Annotated in this window: 14 protein-coding genes; 9 read left to right on the forward strand and 5 right to left on the reverse strand. The window is 31.5% G+C overall.

Translation table 11 applies throughout. The annotated features are described in order from the left end of the window. Nucleotides 1-59 precede the first annotated feature (59 nt). Together B3040_RS05875 and B3040_RS05880 are read left to right on the forward strand one after the other, a co-directional pair. A complete protein-coding gene (locus B3040_RS05875; RefSeq protein WP_291571141.1) occupies nucleotides 60-1,970 on the forward strand; it encodes a sigma-54 interaction domain-containing protein in 1,911 nt (636 codons plus the stop codon). A 395-nt stretch (nucleotides 1,971-2,365) separates the two neighbouring features. Further along, nucleotides 2,366-3,658: a serine dehydratase subunit alpha family protein gene (locus tag B3040_RS05880; RefSeq protein WP_291571144.1), complete on the forward strand. Its 1,293-nt coding sequence runs from the start codon at nucleotides 2,366-2,368 to the stop codon at nucleotides 3,656-3,658. A gap of 64 nt (nucleotides 3,659-3,722) precedes the next feature. Here B3040_RS05880 and B3040_RS05885 read toward each other — a convergent pair whose 3' ends face one another. From B3040_RS05885 to spoVAC, 5 genes are all read right to left on the reverse strand, one after another. After that, nucleotides 3,723-4,607, reverse strand: coding sequence for a vanadium-dependent haloperoxidase (locus tag B3040_RS05885; RefSeq protein WP_291571146.1), 885 nt, complete (start codon nucleotides 4,605-4,607; stop codon nucleotides 3,723-3,725). Nucleotides 4,608-4,976: 369 nt separating this feature from the next. After that, nucleotides 4,977-5,105, reverse strand: coding sequence for a hypothetical protein (locus B3040_RS05890; RefSeq protein ID WP_291571148.1), 129 nt, complete (start codon nucleotides 5,103-5,105; stop codon nucleotides 4,977-4,979). A 55-nt stretch (nucleotides 5,106-5,160) separates the two neighbouring features. After that, the gene (gene spoVAE / locus B3040_RS05895; protein ID WP_291571151.1) at nucleotides 5,161-5,514 is read right to left on the reverse strand and encodes a stage V sporulation protein AE; all 354 of its coding nucleotides are present in this window, start codon (nucleotides 5,512-5,514) and stop codon (nucleotides 5,161-5,163) included. A 17-nt stretch (nucleotides 5,515-5,531) separates the two neighbouring features. Next, the gene (spoVAD, locus tag B3040_RS05900) at nucleotides 5,532-6,533 is read right to left on the reverse strand and encodes a stage V sporulation protein AD (RefSeq protein WP_291571153.1); all 1,002 of its coding nucleotides are present in this window, start codon (nucleotides 6,531-6,533) and stop codon (nucleotides 5,532-5,534) included. Beyond that, nucleotides 6,534-7,007 carry a stage V sporulation protein AC gene (gene spoVAC / locus B3040_RS05905; protein WP_291571155.1) on the reverse strand — a complete coding sequence of 158 codons (474 nt, stop codon included), beginning with the start codon at nucleotides 7,005-7,007 and terminating at the stop codon, nucleotides 6,534-6,536. 411 nt (nucleotides 7,008-7,418) lie between these two features. On the opposite strand from spoVAC, the gene B3040_RS05910 reads away from it, so the two are divergent. The 7 genes from B3040_RS05910 to B3040_RS05940 all read left to right on the forward strand — a co-directional run bounded on the left by B3040_RS05910 (nucleotide 7,419) and on the right by B3040_RS05940 (nucleotide 15,025). Beyond that, a complete protein-coding gene (locus tag B3040_RS05910) occupies nucleotides 7,419-7,589 on the forward strand; it encodes a hypothetical protein (protein WP_291571157.1) in 171 nt (56 codons plus the stop codon). 149 nt (nucleotides 7,590-7,738) lie between these two features. After that, nucleotides 7,739-8,338 (forward strand): hypothetical protein, encoded by a 600-nt coding sequence (locus tag B3040_RS05915; RefSeq protein ID WP_291571160.1) that lies wholly within the window; start codon nucleotides 7,739-7,741, stop codon nucleotides 8,336-8,338. A gap of 216 nt (nucleotides 8,339-8,554) precedes the next feature. After that, nucleotides 8,555-9,439, forward strand: coding sequence for a DegV family protein (locus B3040_RS05920; RefSeq protein ID WP_291571161.1), 885 nt, complete (start codon nucleotides 8,555-8,557; stop codon nucleotides 9,437-9,439). Between the two features lie 381 nt (nucleotides 9,440-9,820). Further along, nucleotides 9,821-10,840, forward strand: a complete 1,020-nt coding sequence (gene hutG / locus B3040_RS05925; protein WP_017415557.1) for a formimidoylglutamase — start codon at nucleotides 9,821-9,823, stop codon at nucleotides 10,838-10,840. Nucleotides 10,841-10,969: 129 nt separating this feature from the next. Further along, a complete protein-coding gene (locus B3040_RS05930; protein ID WP_017415558.1) occupies nucleotides 10,970-11,695 on the forward strand; it encodes an ABC transporter ATP-binding protein in 726 nt (241 codons plus the stop codon). Then, the gene (locus B3040_RS05935) at nucleotides 11,688-13,358 is read left to right on the forward strand and encodes a putative ABC transporter permease subunit (RefSeq protein WP_291571165.1); all 1,671 of its coding nucleotides are present in this window, start codon (nucleotides 11,688-11,690) and stop codon (nucleotides 13,356-13,358) included. Before B3040_RS05930 ends, B3040_RS05935 begins: the two co-directional genes overlap by 8 nt. A gap of 503 nt (nucleotides 13,359-13,861) precedes the next feature. Beyond that, entirely contained in the window at nucleotides 13,862-15,025 is a 1,164-nt protein-coding gene (locus tag B3040_RS05940; RefSeq protein WP_291571166.1) for an iron-containing alcohol dehydrogenase, read from the forward strand. Nucleotides 15,026-15,078: the final 53 nt, after the last annotated feature.

Genomic DNA, 15,078 nt, shown 5'->3' on the forward strand with positions numbered 1-15,078 from the left:
GTATTTATGCAATTAAAATATTATAATAAAATAAATAAAAGGTTAGGAGGATAAGGATTGTGGCATTAGATAGTATTAAGGATTCGGTACAAGAGGTGGCTGAAGCTATTTCTGCAGTGCTTCATGTAGATGTTACCATAATTGATAATAGGTTTAAAAGAATCGCTGCCACGGGAGATTATAAGAAGCTTATAGGAAGTAAAATTCCATCGAAATGTTTATTTGAATATATATTGAAGGAGAAGAAACCTCTTTACATAAAAAGAAATCCCACAAGAGAGGATGAATACTTACCAGATTTAGTATGTAATACCTGCGAGGCAAAGGATACATGTACAGAATTTGCTACGGTAGGTTATCCCATAATGAAGAATGAGGAAGTTGTTGGAATAATAGGAATAAATGTTTTTGATGAAAAACAATGTGATATTATCTCAAAAGACTTTAATTCCATGATAGTATTTTTGAATAAATTAAGTACTTTATTAGTAGGCAATATAGTTTACAAGGACACTATTAAAAATTTAGAAATTCAAAAGGAAGAAACAAATCATATTATTGATAGTTTAAATGATGGAATTTTATGTATTGATAACAACGGATTTGTAAAGTATTTAAATAGAAAAGGTGAAAAACTTTTAGATGTATCTGAGGTGTCAATAAGGAATAATCATGTTAATACTGTACTTCCTGACTTAAATGTAGGGCTACTTGGAAGAGAATTTAAAGGAAAGACATTTAATTTTCATAGTAAAAAGCAAAGCTTTTTAGTGAAAAGTAGCCCAATCATTTGGAGTGGAGAGAGAGTTAGTAATATAGTTCAATTTAATAAAAAAAGCGATGAGGTTAGAGCAGCTTATAAATTGCTAGGTGGTAGCAACATTGTGAGATTTGAGGATATTATTGGAGAGAGTAATAGCATTAAAAATGTAAAAGTAATGGCTAAAAGTATTGCCAAAACTGATTCAACGGTAATCTTAAGAGGTGAAAGTGGAACTGGTAAGGAACTTTTTGCAAGATCTATTCATTATGAAAGTCATAGAGAAGAAGCCCCTTTTATAGCAGTAAACTGTGCATCCATTCCAGATAACCTACTAGAAAGTGAGTTTTTTGGATATGAAGGTGGAGCTTTTTCAGGGGCTAGAAGAGAAGGTCAAATTGGAAAGTTTGAATTGGCTAGTGGAGGAACCATATTTTTGGATGAAATAGGAGATCTTCCTTTACATCTTCAACCTAAAATTCTTAGAGTGCTTCAGGAGCATAGCTTTAGAAAAATTGGTGGAAAAGAAGAGATATACGTAGATGTAAGGGTAATTGCAGCAACGAATAAAAACTTAGAGGCAATGGTGAAAAATGGTGAGTTTCGAGAAGATTTATACTATAGATTAAACGTAATACCTATATACCTTCCAAGCCTTAAGGAAAGAGGAGAAGATATCTTTTTATTAAGCAAATACCTACTTAGCAAGTTTTGTTGTAGATTTAATATGAAAGCTAAGCAAATCTCACAGGAAGTTAAAGAAATTTTTAACACTTACTCTTGGCCAGGAAATATTAGAGAGTTAGAAAATGTAATTGAATATGCTGTTAATATTGCCAAAGAAGAGGTCATAGGCATCAAGAGTTTACCAGTAAACTTTATTAATAAAAAAAGATATTTACTAGAAGAAATAAATACTGATTCAATAAATCTTAGTAATTCAATGAATAATCTTCAAAAAGTAGAAAGGAATTTAAGCTTAGAAAGAGTCATTGAAACTAATATTAATGTAGTAGGCAACAATATTGGGTTAGAAGAAATAAAAAGTAAGGGGCTAAAATCCACGGTAGAAGAATTCGAAAAAAATATTTTAGTAGAAATGATTAATACTTATGGAAATCATAGCGAGGGAAAAAATAAAATAATAGAAGCTTTAGGTATAGATTTATCTACTTTATATAGAAAACTGAAAAAGCATAATTTGCAGTAATGCGAAAAATTTGCATTACTGCAAATAAATAAAGGTAATTTGAACTAGATTTAGATATAATTTTATTATAAATTCTAAATTTAGTTTATTTTTTTGCACTATTGCAAAAAAATGAATAAAAAATGTAAATTAATATTATTAAAGAATACAGTTAAAATTAATTACTATAAAATAACCTAAGATTAGGAAGGTATTTGTAAAAAATCTATTAATATTCCTTGAATTTTTGTTATGTTATGAAAAAATAATGAAAAAACCACTATATGTTCTTTATTGGCATGATTATTGCTATATAAATAATTGAGTACTTTGAATATATACGGAAGTATTTTTATTTTAAAAGGTTGAAACCTTTCAATCATAATTTAACTATTATTATTCGAGGAGTGGTAGACGTGAGTATTTTAAATAAAGAAGATGTAATACAACAATTATTAGAAATTGTTAAAAATGAAACAAAACCAGCAGTTGGTTGTACTGAACCTGTAGCAGTTGCACTAACTGTGGCTACAGCTAGAAAATACTTTAAAGGTGATGTTGTAAAGATTGATTTAAAGGTGAGCAGAAATATATATAAAAATGGCAAATCCGTTACTATTCCCAACACAGCGGAATGTGGAGTACATATGGCAGCAGCGTTAGGAGAAATCTGTGGAGATAGTGATGCTGGACTAATGGTATTTAAAAATGTGAATCAGGATCATGTAATTAAGGCCAAAGCCCTTATAGAAAACCAGATGGTAAGTGTTACTCCTGTTAGTGATGAAGATGCAGTTTTTGTACAGGTTACTATGCTAGGACATGAAGAAGAAGTTATAGTTACATTAAGGGGATCCCACACAAATATTGATCAGGTGGTAGTAAATGGAAAGATGATTTTTAAGGAGGAATTGGTTAAGGTTAACACAGAAAGCTATAGCTTTTTCAAAGCATTAACTTTAAAGGATCTAAGAATAATTGCTGAAGAAATTCCAAGTGAAAAGTTAGCATTTATAGATGAAGGAATAATTATGAATAAAGAAGCTGCTTATGAAGGGTTAAAAAGAAATAATGGACTTCATTGGGGAGCATCTCTTTTAAAACTTCAAGATCAGGGTAAAATAGGAAAGGATTCCGCTACTACGGCAAGGATTCTAACAGCGGCAGGATCTGATTTAAGAATGGGTGGAGGAATTTGTCCAATAATGACTAGTGGTGGAAGTGGAAATCAAGGATTATGTGTAATTCTACCTATCATGGTAGTGGCAGAAGACCTTGGTTTAGATAAAGATACCCTTAGAAGAGCTGTTTTTTTAGGTCATGCAGTTAATAATTTTGTTAAGAAGTATACAGGAAAATTATCAGCTATATGTGGATGTGCCATTGCAGCAGGCATAGGTGCAGGCGCTGGAGTTTCCTGGCTTTTAGGAGGAAAAGACAAAGAAATTCAGGGAACTATCCACAATATGCTAGCAAATCTTACGGGAATGGTATGTGATGGAGCTAAGGAAAGTTGTGCTATTAAGTTGTCAACATCAGCAGCGGAGGCAATTATTTGTGCTTACCTAGCACAAAGTGGGACTATTGTTCCAACTAAAACAGGAATTATTGGCAATACTGCAGAGGAAACCATAGAAAACTTAGGATTACTTTGTAGAGATGGTTTTAGTAGGGCAGATGATGTGATGATAGCTATAGCTTGCGAATAATATTTTTACTGTAAAAAGATAAAAGAGGTTTTCTATGGTTTAGCACATAGAAAACCTCTTTACATTAGGATTTAATTTCAGGTGATAAGCTGTCTAACACATATAAGTCGTCTATATAAGGACAATGACTATTTTCATTAGAGGAAATAACTTGTTTATAAGGTGGAGGAGGTAGTTTTGCATTAAGGTTTTCCTTAATTGGATAGTCAACAAAGCATAGGTTAGTATCACTTTGATTTATCAACTTTTCTACTACCAATTCTCCCACATATCTTCCTAAAGCTAATCCTTGTTCATTATCAATAGGATAATGGACCCCAGCATACAATCTAGATAGTGCACACTCTTCAGCTAATTCATGAAGACGGTGACTTTCACCTTCAAAAAAATAACTTAGAACAACTTCTGCACAACCTGCTACAACGCCATGGCCAGCAGGATAACTTGGGTGTTTTGGCATGGGTAAAAGTGAAGTAAAGCTTTGGTCTAATTGATTAGGCCTAGGAATTTTCCAAAGATATTTAAAATACCAAGTGACAGCAAAGGCATCATTAAGGGCTGCATACACTGCAGCCAATATACGTGCAGCTTTAAAGGCAGTTACTTTATAGGTATCTATTAATATATCAATAATAGGAGTCCATTGCTTGGTAGCAGGACCAGTACCCCAATATTTAGCTATATCAATTTGTTTTGGAGTTAATGTTTTCTGAACTTCCTTGATAACAGTAAGTTGCTTACCGTCAAAATCTATATTAGTATCTGGTTCCCTTATAGGGAAGGCTAATAAATTATCCTTATCATCAACAAATTGACCTTTATTATTTCGATGTAGAAAATAGGTTGGCCAAGTGCCTCCCATAGGGTCTTCAGAATAAGGGACACGTGGCTCATTACCATAAGATAACATAGACCAATTTCTTGGAAGATTACTATTTAAATAAGACATATATTTTACTCCTCTTTATTATAATTTAAACGTAAAATGATTCAGTTATAAGATTTCACTCTAGTATATATTATGAGTAATCATAGAATATTGTCATATTAGGGAGTAAATTTATAAATAAATATAATAAAAAAGTAGTTGATAAGTATTGGTATAGAAGGATTAAAATATAGATTAATATTTTAGTAAAGGTTCACCAGGTTTTAAGGAATAGTATATATAAGATATTAATTGCTTTAACATACATGATATGAATAAGATTAAACTAAATGAGATATTGATGATAATTATAGAAGACTGGTGCAAATCTATGTATCAAAAGAGCAGAAAATAAGCCCCCATACTCTCAGGTGAATATAGGGGCTTATTTTACACGTTAGGTAATCCTCTAACAGGTTTATGCATGTTTTTATCAGTTTCCATAGTGATTGGGTTTGCAGTTTTTGAATTTTTAGACTTATTATTGTTTTTATTTTGTTTTTGAGATTTTGTAGACATAATTAACACCTCCAATACTATTTTGATTTTTATTAAGTATTAAAATACACATGACTTATCCTCTAGGCTTAAATATTAAAGAACCTAAAAAGCCGAATATTATAGCAGCAGAAATCCCGGCACTAGTTATTTCAAAAATTCCAGTAAGGGCTCCAATTAGGCCGGTTTGTTCTACCTCCATCATAGCGCCTTTAACTAATGAGTTACCAAAGCTACTTATTGGTATTGTGGCACCTGCACCAGCAAACTTAACTAGAGGATCATACCAACCAAGGCCACCCAAAATTGCTCCCACCACCACCAGTGTACTCATTGTATGGGCAGGAGTAAGTTTAAATCCATCCATCATTATTTGTCCAATAACACATATGGTTCCACCAACTACAAAGGCCCAAATAAATTTTTCCATAATTTCTTTCACCCCACTTACATTTCGAAAGCTACTGCATGTGCAATAGAAGGAATGCTTTCTTTTTGCTGGTAAGATAATGGTGAAAGCAGTGCACCAGTAGCGATAATTAGTATTTTTTTAAGTTCACCCTTCTTCATTCGATTAAATAAATGTCCATAAGTCACTGTAGCAGTACAACCACATCCACTACCACCAGCCATTACAGGCTGGGTTTCTTTGTAAATTAAAAGGCCACAATCCGTGAATATTTCTTTAGGTATAATTAAACCATCTTTAGTCAATAAATCACCAGCAATTTGATGACCCACTCTACCTAAATCTCCTGTAGCAATTAAATCATAGTAGGAAGGATCGATATTTAAGTCCTTAAAATGTTTTTCAATGGTATCTACAGCAGCAGGGGCCATTGCAGCTCCCATATTATATGGATCTGAAATTCCCATATCTATGACTTTTCCTATAGTTGCTGAAGTAATTTTAGGTCCAGTGCCAGTTTTCCCTATTAAGGCTGCTCCGGCTCCAGTAACTGTCCACTGGGCCGTAGGAGGCTTTTGTGCTCCATATTCTGTTGGATATCTAAACTGCTTTTCTACGGCCACATTATGGCTAGATGCACCAGCAAGTACATAGTTAGCAGCGTTGCTATCTACTAGTTGAGCTGCTAGTGCAAGTCCTTCCATAGAACTTGAACAGGCACCAAAGATTCCTAGAAAGGGTATACCTAAGGTTCTAGCTGTAAAACTACTAGAAATGATTTGATTCATCAAATCCCCACTTATTAAAAATTGTATTTCTTTGCTACTAAGATTAGCTTTACTTAAGGCTGTTTGAAAGGATTGTTCTAACATTTTTTTTTCAGCTTTTTCATAACTATCTTCCCCAACCCAAATACTTTCATGAAGAATATCAAAATCATCAGCAATGGCACCAGCAGCTTCAAAAGGGCCGCCAACAGTTGCTGATGAAACAATAGTTGGTTTTGATTTAAAAATCCAAGTTTGTTCACCTTTAAGCATCTACATCCCACCTAACCATGCAAATATAATTTTTAAAAGAACTACTACAAAGGAGGAAAAAACTCCAAATGCAATTACTGAACCAGCTAATTTAAACATATTGCCTCCAACACCTAACACATAACCTTCAGTTCTATGTTCAATTGATGCTGAAGCGATAGTATTAGCAAATCCAGTAATTGGAACTGCTGTACCCGCTCCAGCCCACTGTGCTATATGATCAAAAACACCAAAACCTGTAAGTAATACGGAGGCTATGATTAAAATTGCCACAGTAGGATTGCCAGCAGTAGTCTCTGTAAAACCAAAATAATTAATAAAAAACCATTGGAGTCCTTGAGCTATTGTGCAAATTAAACCTCCAACTAAAAAAGCTCTAAAGCAGTTCTTTACTATTGGTCTTTTAGGTTCTCTAGCTTTAGCAAAAGATTGATACTCTTGTTGGACAGGGGTAAAGTTTTTACTATTAGACATCTATGTATCACCTTCTTTCAATAAACTCACTATATATGCCTATGTGAACTTATTAATTAACTAAATTTGTTCATAAATTATTGTAGGTTACTTTCATTAAATAATATAAGAAGTTATTTCTACTTATATATAATAATTTAATATAATCTAAAGCTTCACATTAAAAATGTAAGTTAAACACTATTATTATTAGTAGTTAAATTTTCTTTATTCAAAGGAGTAATAAAAATGTTGATATTTCTATAATAGGAAGCAAAGTTACAAATCAACCTCAGTATAGGAAATTAGCTTTTTTTTAATAAGGCTTCAAAAGGAGTAATAAAAAAATATTTTAAAAACTTATAGGGTTATATTCTATTTCACAATGTCAAATACTAATTTCAAATAGAATTATAAGAAGGTGGTTAAAACATGGGTATCAAAAATAAAGTCAAGGATATAAATACTGATTACGCCGTAGCAATGGGTATATCAATGAGGAAGGAAGATTTAGTTGCAGACATAAAGTCTACCAATGAAAAGGATATGACTAAAGAAGCCTTAAGGGAAAAGGAGGAAGATATGGCACGAAGTTTTAAATGATTTGGTGACTTTTTCCAAGTTATATAAAGATACAAGAAGCTATTGCTTATAAGAAAAATGAATAAATTGTGAATAATAAATAATTAAATTATGTTGGCTTAAACGTCTTAATATAATTATAAAAAGTATAATTATAAGGTGGGGTGTTTATGCAAATAACAAAATCGTGTCCAGTTTGCGGAAATGTAGAATTCAAGGTTAATTCTTCTTTTGAAAATTATACATTAATGTGTAGTGGTTGTGATGAAGTTATAAACAAGGTTCCTCTTGAACGGTATACTAAAATTGAAGATACTTGCAGCAGTTGTGGAAATAAACTTTTCAAGGCAAAAGTGAAGAGCTTTGGAGAGAGAGATTTATGGACTACAATTTGTGCTAACTGTGGTAACACACTAAGAAAGTACTGTTCTGATGAAGCTGGAAATGAGATAACCTATGACGAAAGAGATAAATATTTACTTAAAGATAGTGAAGATTTATATTTAGAATTCATGAATTTTAAGGATGAAAGATATGAAATTGAAGAGATAATTAATAATCTTGAAAGCGAAATTGATGAAGGAGAGGAAGAGATAAGACTTCTAAAAAGCGAAATACATTCTAAAGAAGATGAAATAAGAGTATTAAAAAATGAATTGGATGATAGGGATGATGAAATACAGGAGTTAAATAAGAGGCTTCTTAGATATATAAACAATATGAGCGAATTACAAGAAGAAATAGATAAATTAAGGAGTGAGTATTATTAATCCTTAGAGTTTATAGATATTTTTATTATAGTAAAATAAGAACTTCAGGTTTAAGTGGAGGATAAAATCAGATTATTTCCTATGTAGTTGTTGGCTAAGATTTCTATTTATAATATAGCATAATTATATTGTAACCTCGGTATAATTATGTTAGCATTACACCATAATGTTGTAAAATGAAAGAAAATGTCTAAATTAGATGAAAGGAAATAGTATATGAAAGATTTTGAAATATTCACGGACTCTTGTAGTGATTTACCAATAGAATTCGTTAAAGAAAAAAAACTACGATATGCAAGATTGACTTGTAATTACGGAGGAAACCAATATTTTGATGATTTCGGCCAAAGCTTAAGTCATAAACAATTTTTTAATGATTTAAGAATTGGAGTCACACCGCTAAGTTCACAACCAAGTGTAGAAGAATTTTATAAAGAGTTTAAAGCTATTGCAGAGGATAATAAGGATATATTATACATTTGTGTTTCCACTGGACTAAGTGGCACAGAAAATAGTGCTACAATTGCTAAAAATATGTTATTAGAGGAATTTCCTGAGATTAGGATAAGCATTGTAAATATTCTAACTGCTTCATTGGGACAAGGTCTTATGGTTATGAAGGCTTTTGAAATGAAAGAAATGGGAAAAACTCATGATGAAATAGTGAATTATCTTGAGGAGAAGAAACAAAAATTAAATACTTATATTACAGTTGATGACTTACATCATTTAAAAAGAGGTGGTAGGTTATCTTCAGCAGCTGCAATGATTGGGATAGTTCTTCATATAAAGCCTATACTTACAATAAATAACGAAGGAAAAGTAATGCCTGTATTTAAGGTTAAGGGAAGAAAAAGCTCTCTTAATAAGTTAGTTGAAATTATAAGTGAAAGAATTGAAAATCCTGAAGAGCAAGTTATAGCTATTTGCCATGGAGATTGTATAGATGAAGCATTAAAGCTTAAAGAAAATATCCTTAAATCTATTAAAGTAAAAGATGTAATAATTAATTTCACAGGTCCAGCTGTAGGAACTCATGGGGGGCCAGGAAATTTAGCAGTGTTTTTTATGGGAAAAGAAAGACAACACCACATGATTTAATTATAGAAGCTGTTAAAAGAAGTTAGAAAGCTATATTCTAACTTTTTTATATTATATAAAACTAATTTAAGTAGGGAAACCATGTAAGATGTGCTTACATATATGATGAAATTACCAAAATATCCTTTGAAACAAATTGTATAAAAATCTAAAAGAAGGTATAATTTATGATGATACTATAGTTAAAAAATTTTATCAATTTATAGTTTAAACTAACAAGTTTTTAGCCTGTAGATTTCCGAAGTAGTAATTTTTATTGGCTTTCCAAAAGATTTAGAGAAACCCATAAAAGTTAATGTGGATGTTAAATTACAGCTTTGGTTCATTATAGGTGTTAAAAGAAAAATACAATTAGAACGAGAAGAGTGTAGGGGGCAGAAAATGTTTCAATCAAATTATAAACCAATAGATAGTAGAAACTGGCAAGGTCGAGTAGATAGTGAAACTAATTTTGATGCATTTAGATGGCATCAATGGATTAAACCAATAGATTTAATGGATAAAACCTTACAGCCTTATAAGGGAAAGTTGGGATTTGCTTTTATTGGATTTTGTTGTCATGAAGGAGTAAAACTTAATAAGGGTAGAAGTGGAGCTGCTAATGGACCTGTAAGTATTAGAAAAGAATTAGCTAATCTTCCATGTGTTTTTACTAAGGAAGTAGAACTCTTTGATGCTGGTAATATATTTTGTGAACAAATTTCCTTAGAGGAGAGTCAAACTCTTCTTGCAAAAACCATAGAGAAAATATTAGACTTAAATCTTTTCCCAATAGTTTTAGGAGGTGGTCATGAGACTGCTTTAGGAAATTACAAAGGTGTACTTGCTAACTTAAAAAAGAAAAGTAAAGCCCCTAACATTGGAATAGTTAACTTCGATGCTCACTTTGATTTAAGACCATATCCAAATGGAGGGAGTTCAGGTACTATGTTTAGGCAAATAGCTGATATTTGCAAACAGGATGACTTAAATTACTCCTATTTTTGCATGGGGGTACAAAAACATTGCAACACTGTGGATCTATTTAAAACGGCAGATAGTTTAGGCGTTAAGTATATATTGGCAAAGGACATAATAGATAGAGATGCTTGGAGCATATTAGAGGAGCTGGATAATTTTATTAAGTTACAAGATTATATTTATGTGACAATATGTGCTGATGTTTTTTCTTCTGCCTACGCACCAGGAGTAAGTGCAGCTCAATCCTTAGGATTGGATCCAGAGAGGGTGCTAAAACTACTTAAGTATATATTAAAATCTGAAAAAGTTATAAGCTTTGATATATGTGAGGTGTCACCAAGATTTGATTTAGATAATACCACAGCAGACCTAGCATCAGTTGTAATTTTTTCACTAGTGAGTACTTTATGTCATATTAATAACTTGTCTGTGAATATATAAGTAGAGGTAAATAATTTTTTGTAGAAATAATCAACTATTTAGTACATATGTATTCTTATAAGCAAATAACTTTAAATGGTAGGGCTTACTTCTAATTGGATTAAATTATGTAAACAGGGGGAGAGAATTATGATAGAAATATTAGACGTAACCAAAACTTACAATAACATTAATAACGCAGTAGAAGAATTAAATTTAAAAATTAATAGTGGAGAAATATTTGGATTTTTAGGACCTAATGGAGCTGGGAAAACCACCACTCTTAAAATGATAACAGGAATAATAGAGCCTAATAAAGGTGATATAAAAGTAAATGGCATAAGCATTAAGGAGAATCCTCTAGAGGCTAAAAAAATGTTTGCTTATGTTCCCGACAATCCAGATATGTTCTTGAAGTTCAAAGGAGTAGAATATCTTAACTTTATGGCAGATGTGTATAATGTTTCAGGAGAGATAAGGAAAGACAAGATAGAAAGTCTTGCAAAAAGATTTGATATGGAAAATGCCTTAGGAGATAAAATTCAAACCTATTCCCATGGTATGAGACAAAAGATTGTTGTTATGGGAGCATTAATTCACAACCCAGAGGTTTGGATACTGGATGAACCTCTTACTGGATTAGACCCTAAGTCAGCATATATACTTAAAGAAATGATGAGAGAACATGCAGATAGTGGAAAGACTGTTTTCTTCTCTACTCATGTATTAGATGTTGCAGAGAAGGTTTGTGATAGGGTAGCTATAATTAATAAGGGCAAGATACTATTTTGTGGAACTTTGACTGAGATGAAAGAGCATTTTAAAACCAATGAATCCCTAGAAAAAATGTTCTTGGAGATGACTGAAAATGAATAGAGTAATATTATTAACTAAAGCTTTTCTAAGAAGTAATTTTGGAAGTGAAAACTCCGTAAAGCGAAAAGAAAAAAAAGGATGGGCTTATGCAAATATAATTGCTATTGCTTTTGCTTTCATTGTATTTACCATAAGTATTAGCGCTATGCTACTAGGTATTTATGATGCTTTAGAAACAATTAAGCAAACAGGACTTCTGGTTGCATTAGGTTATAATATTTATGCTTTAATGGTTTTCATATTTGGAATAATGTCAGTAATAACTGTATTTTATTTTGCTAAAGATGTAGAGTATGTATTGCCATTACCATTTAAGCCATGGCAAATATCTCTTGCAAAGTTTTTTTCAGTACTTGTATATGAATATATAGTAGGAATCTTTATAATGGTTCCCGTAACAGTTGCTTATGGGTATAAATCAGGAGCTGGAATAACATTTTATTTAATTTCTATTTTATGTTTTATAGCTATCCCGATTTTACCTTTAATATATAGTAGTTTAATTTCCATGATTCTCATGAGATTTACAGGTATTTCAAAGCATAAAGATGGTTTTAGAATTATTGCAGGTATTTTAGCTATGGTAATAGCACTTGGAATTAACTTTGTTACAAACAGTATGGCACAAAAGGGTGCGAAAAGCCTAGAAGCCTTACAGAGTATCTTAGCGCAAGGCGAAAATTCACTTATAAATACTATGTCCAATCTTTTCATAACCTCTAAGTTAGGGGCCTATGCAGCGGTTAGTAATGATATGGGAAAAACTCTTATGAATGTACTATTACTAGTAGTAATATCATTAATTGCAATAATTATATTTATTGTTATAGCAAATAGTTTCTACTTAAAAGGGGCTATTGGAGCATCAGAAAGTTATGGCAAGAAAAACAAGTTAACTACTAGGGAAATAGATAAAAATATTATACAAAGCTCACAGCTTAAAACTTGGGTAAAGAAGGAATTTATAATACTTTTAAGGACTCCAGCCTACTTGCTAAATTGTGTAGCTATAGTAGTGCTCTTACCAATTATTCTGGGTTTCTCTTTAATAGCTGAAGGTAACTCAGCCAATACATTAGATATGTTAAGGGGATTTTTAGCCAATAAAGAAACCTATACAATAGTTTTAGTGGCAACCTTTGGGGGAATACTATTTACTTGTGGCACTAATCCAGCGGCATCAACGTCTATTTCAAGAGAAGGAGATAAGGTGTTTATTTCAAAATACCTCCCAGTTAGCTATAAAACCCAAATTAACGCAAAAATTATTTCTAGCATTATGCTTAATAGTATCACTGTTGCTATTGTAATAGCTGGGTTAATGATTTTAAGGGCGGATTTTAATATTATAGCTATGGTAGCAGTAGTATCAATATTAGTTTTATACTTTAGTGGAGCTTCTGGTGTACTTATAGATTTGGCAGCACCTAAGCTTATATGGGACAATGAACAAAAGGCAGTAAAACAAAATCTTAACTCATTAAAGTCAATGCTACTTGCAATTATTTTAGGGGCAATAGTTATAGGTCCAATAATTATATTACAAGCCAATTTAAGTATAGCTTTCCTATTAATATTCTTTCTACTTTTAATTGCAGATATAGTTCTTTATAAATTAATAGGTACTTTGGGCGTAGAATGGTTTAAGAGGTTATCTGATTAAGTAGTATGTGAAGGGGATTTTATAAAAGTAATTGAAATCCTACCATTAGTAAAATGGAGAATAGGAAAAGGAAAATTTTATTTCTAGAGTTTTAGTTATAAAGTTCCATAACAAAGAAACACATTAAAAATAAAAAGAAAGTTTAAGTTGATTTTAATAGCAGACCTAGTACCTCTATACTTATATTAGTATAGAGGTTTGTTTATATAAAAATATGCAAAATGTTATAAATATTTGCTGTTAAGTATTAAAGACTTAATATTAAATAAGGCTAAAGACATTTACCTGTAGTAAATAATTTTACTATATAAGAGGATAAATAAAGTATGGATTTTAATTCAGTATTTGTAATATAACACTCTTTCTAAACATTTTAATAAAATAATTAGAATATATATTTAATATAGTAGAAAATATTAACAAAGATTATAAAATTATGTATAATTATTTTTATATAAGTTGAATAATAACTTCATTGAATATACAAGAAAGAGGAGAAGAAGATGAAAAATTTTAACTATTCAATTCCAACAGAAATATTTTTTGGTGAAGGGCAAATAAAGGTTTTACCAGAACAAATAAAAAAATATGGTTCTAAGGTACTAATTGTTTATGGCGGTGGAAGTATAAAGAAAAATGGAGTATACGATAAAGTTGTAGAACTTCTAAATTCAAATGAAATTAAATTTTGGGAGCTTTCAGGAGTAGATCCAAATCCTAGGATAACCAGTGTAAGAAAAGGCATAGAACTGTGTAGGGATAACAATATAGAATTTATATTGCCAGTAGGTGGTGGAAGCTCTATTGATTGCTCTAAGGTAATTGCAGCTGGATATTACTATGAAGGAGAACCTTGGGATATAGTTTTAGACTCTTCTAAAATAAGTAATGCTCTTCCGATAGGAACTATATTGACTCTTGCGGCTACAGGTTCAGAAATGAATGCAGGAGCAGTAATTACAAATATGGACACTAACCAAAAACTAGGAACAGGAAATCCTTCGATGAAGCCTAAGTTTTCTATATTAGATCCCACCTATACCTTTACGGTACCCAAAAATCAAACTGCTGCAGGCACTGTAGATATTATGAGTCACGTTTTTGAAAATTACTTTAGTAGTACTAAAGGTGCATATGTTCAAAACAGACTTTCGGAAGCTATAATTAAAACATGTATCCACTATGGAAAGATTGCTATGGATGAGCCTGAAAACTATGAGGCTAGAGCTAATTTAATGTGGTCATCCAGCCTTGCTTTAAATGGATTATTAGGATATGGTAAAGAATCTAGGTGGAGCGTTCACCCAATGGAACATGAGTTAAGCGCTTATTATGATATTACCCATGGGGTTGGACTTGGAATACTAACACCTTATTGGATGGAATATGTTTTAAATGAAAATACAGTGGAGAATTTTGTTGAATACGGAATAAATGTATGGGGGATAAATCCCAATGGTGATAAATTTTCTATAGCAAAGGCAGCTATAGAAAAAACTAAGGAGTTCTTTGTGTCTCTTGGAATACCAATGCATTTAAAAGAAGTTGGTATTGGAGAAGAAAAACTTCATATAATGGCTAAAGCAGCTACAAAGCATGGAAGTTTAGGGTTATTTAGACCTCTAGATGAAAATGATGTATTAAATATATATAAAGCTGCGCTATAAAATTATAGTGAGATGTCTAGTCATCTCACTATTTTTATTGTGTAACGAATACC

This window comes from Clostridium sp. UBA4548 (assembly GCF_002387895.1).
Taxonomy (GTDB): domain Bacteria; phylum Bacillota; class Clostridia; order Clostridiales; family Clostridiaceae; genus Clostridium_J.

Excerpts from the sequence above, each read along its gene's own strand:
- B3040_RS05885 (WP_291571146.1), bottom strand. The coding sequence starts at position 4,607 with ATGTCTTATTTAAATAGTAATCTTCCAAGAAATTGGTCTATGTTATCT.
- B3040_RS05890 (WP_291571148.1), bottom strand. The coding sequence starts at position 5,105 with ATGTCTACAAAATCTCAAAAACAAAATAAAAACAATAATAAGTCTAAA.
- spoVAE (WP_291571151.1), bottom strand. The coding sequence starts at position 5,514 with ATGGAAAAATTTATTTGGGCCTTTGTAGTTGGTGGAACCATATGTGTT.
- spoVAD (WP_291571153.1), bottom strand. The coding sequence starts at position 6,533 with ATGCTTAAAGGTGAACAAACTTGGATTTTTAAATCAAAACCAACTATT.
- spoVAC (WP_291571155.1), bottom strand. The coding sequence starts at position 7,007 with ATGTCTAATAGTAAAAACTTTACCCCTGTCCAACAAGAGTATCAATCT.
- B3040_RS05910 (WP_291571157.1), top strand. The coding sequence starts at position 7,419 with ATGGGTATCAAAAATAAAGTCAAGGATATAAATACTGATTACGCCGTA.
- B3040_RS05915 (WP_291571160.1), top strand. The coding sequence starts at position 7,739 with ATGCAAATAACAAAATCGTGTCCAGTTTGCGGAAATGTAGAATTCAAG.
- B3040_RS05920 (WP_291571161.1), top strand. The coding sequence starts at position 8,555 with ATGAAAGATTTTGAAATATTCACGGACTCTTGTAGTGATTTACCAATA.
- hutG (WP_017415557.1), top strand. The coding sequence starts at position 9,821 with ATGTTTCAATCAAATTATAAACCAATAGATAGTAGAAACTGGCAAGGT.
- B3040_RS05930 (WP_017415558.1), top strand. The coding sequence starts at position 10,970 with ATGATAGAAATATTAGACGTAACCAAAACTTACAATAACATTAATAAC.
- B3040_RS05935 (WP_291571165.1), top strand. The coding sequence starts at position 11,688 with ATGAATAGAGTAATATTATTAACTAAAGCTTTTCTAAGAAGTAATTTT.
- B3040_RS05940 (WP_291571166.1), top strand. The coding sequence starts at position 13,862 with ATGAAAAATTTTAACTATTCAATTCCAACAGAAATATTTTTTGGTGAA.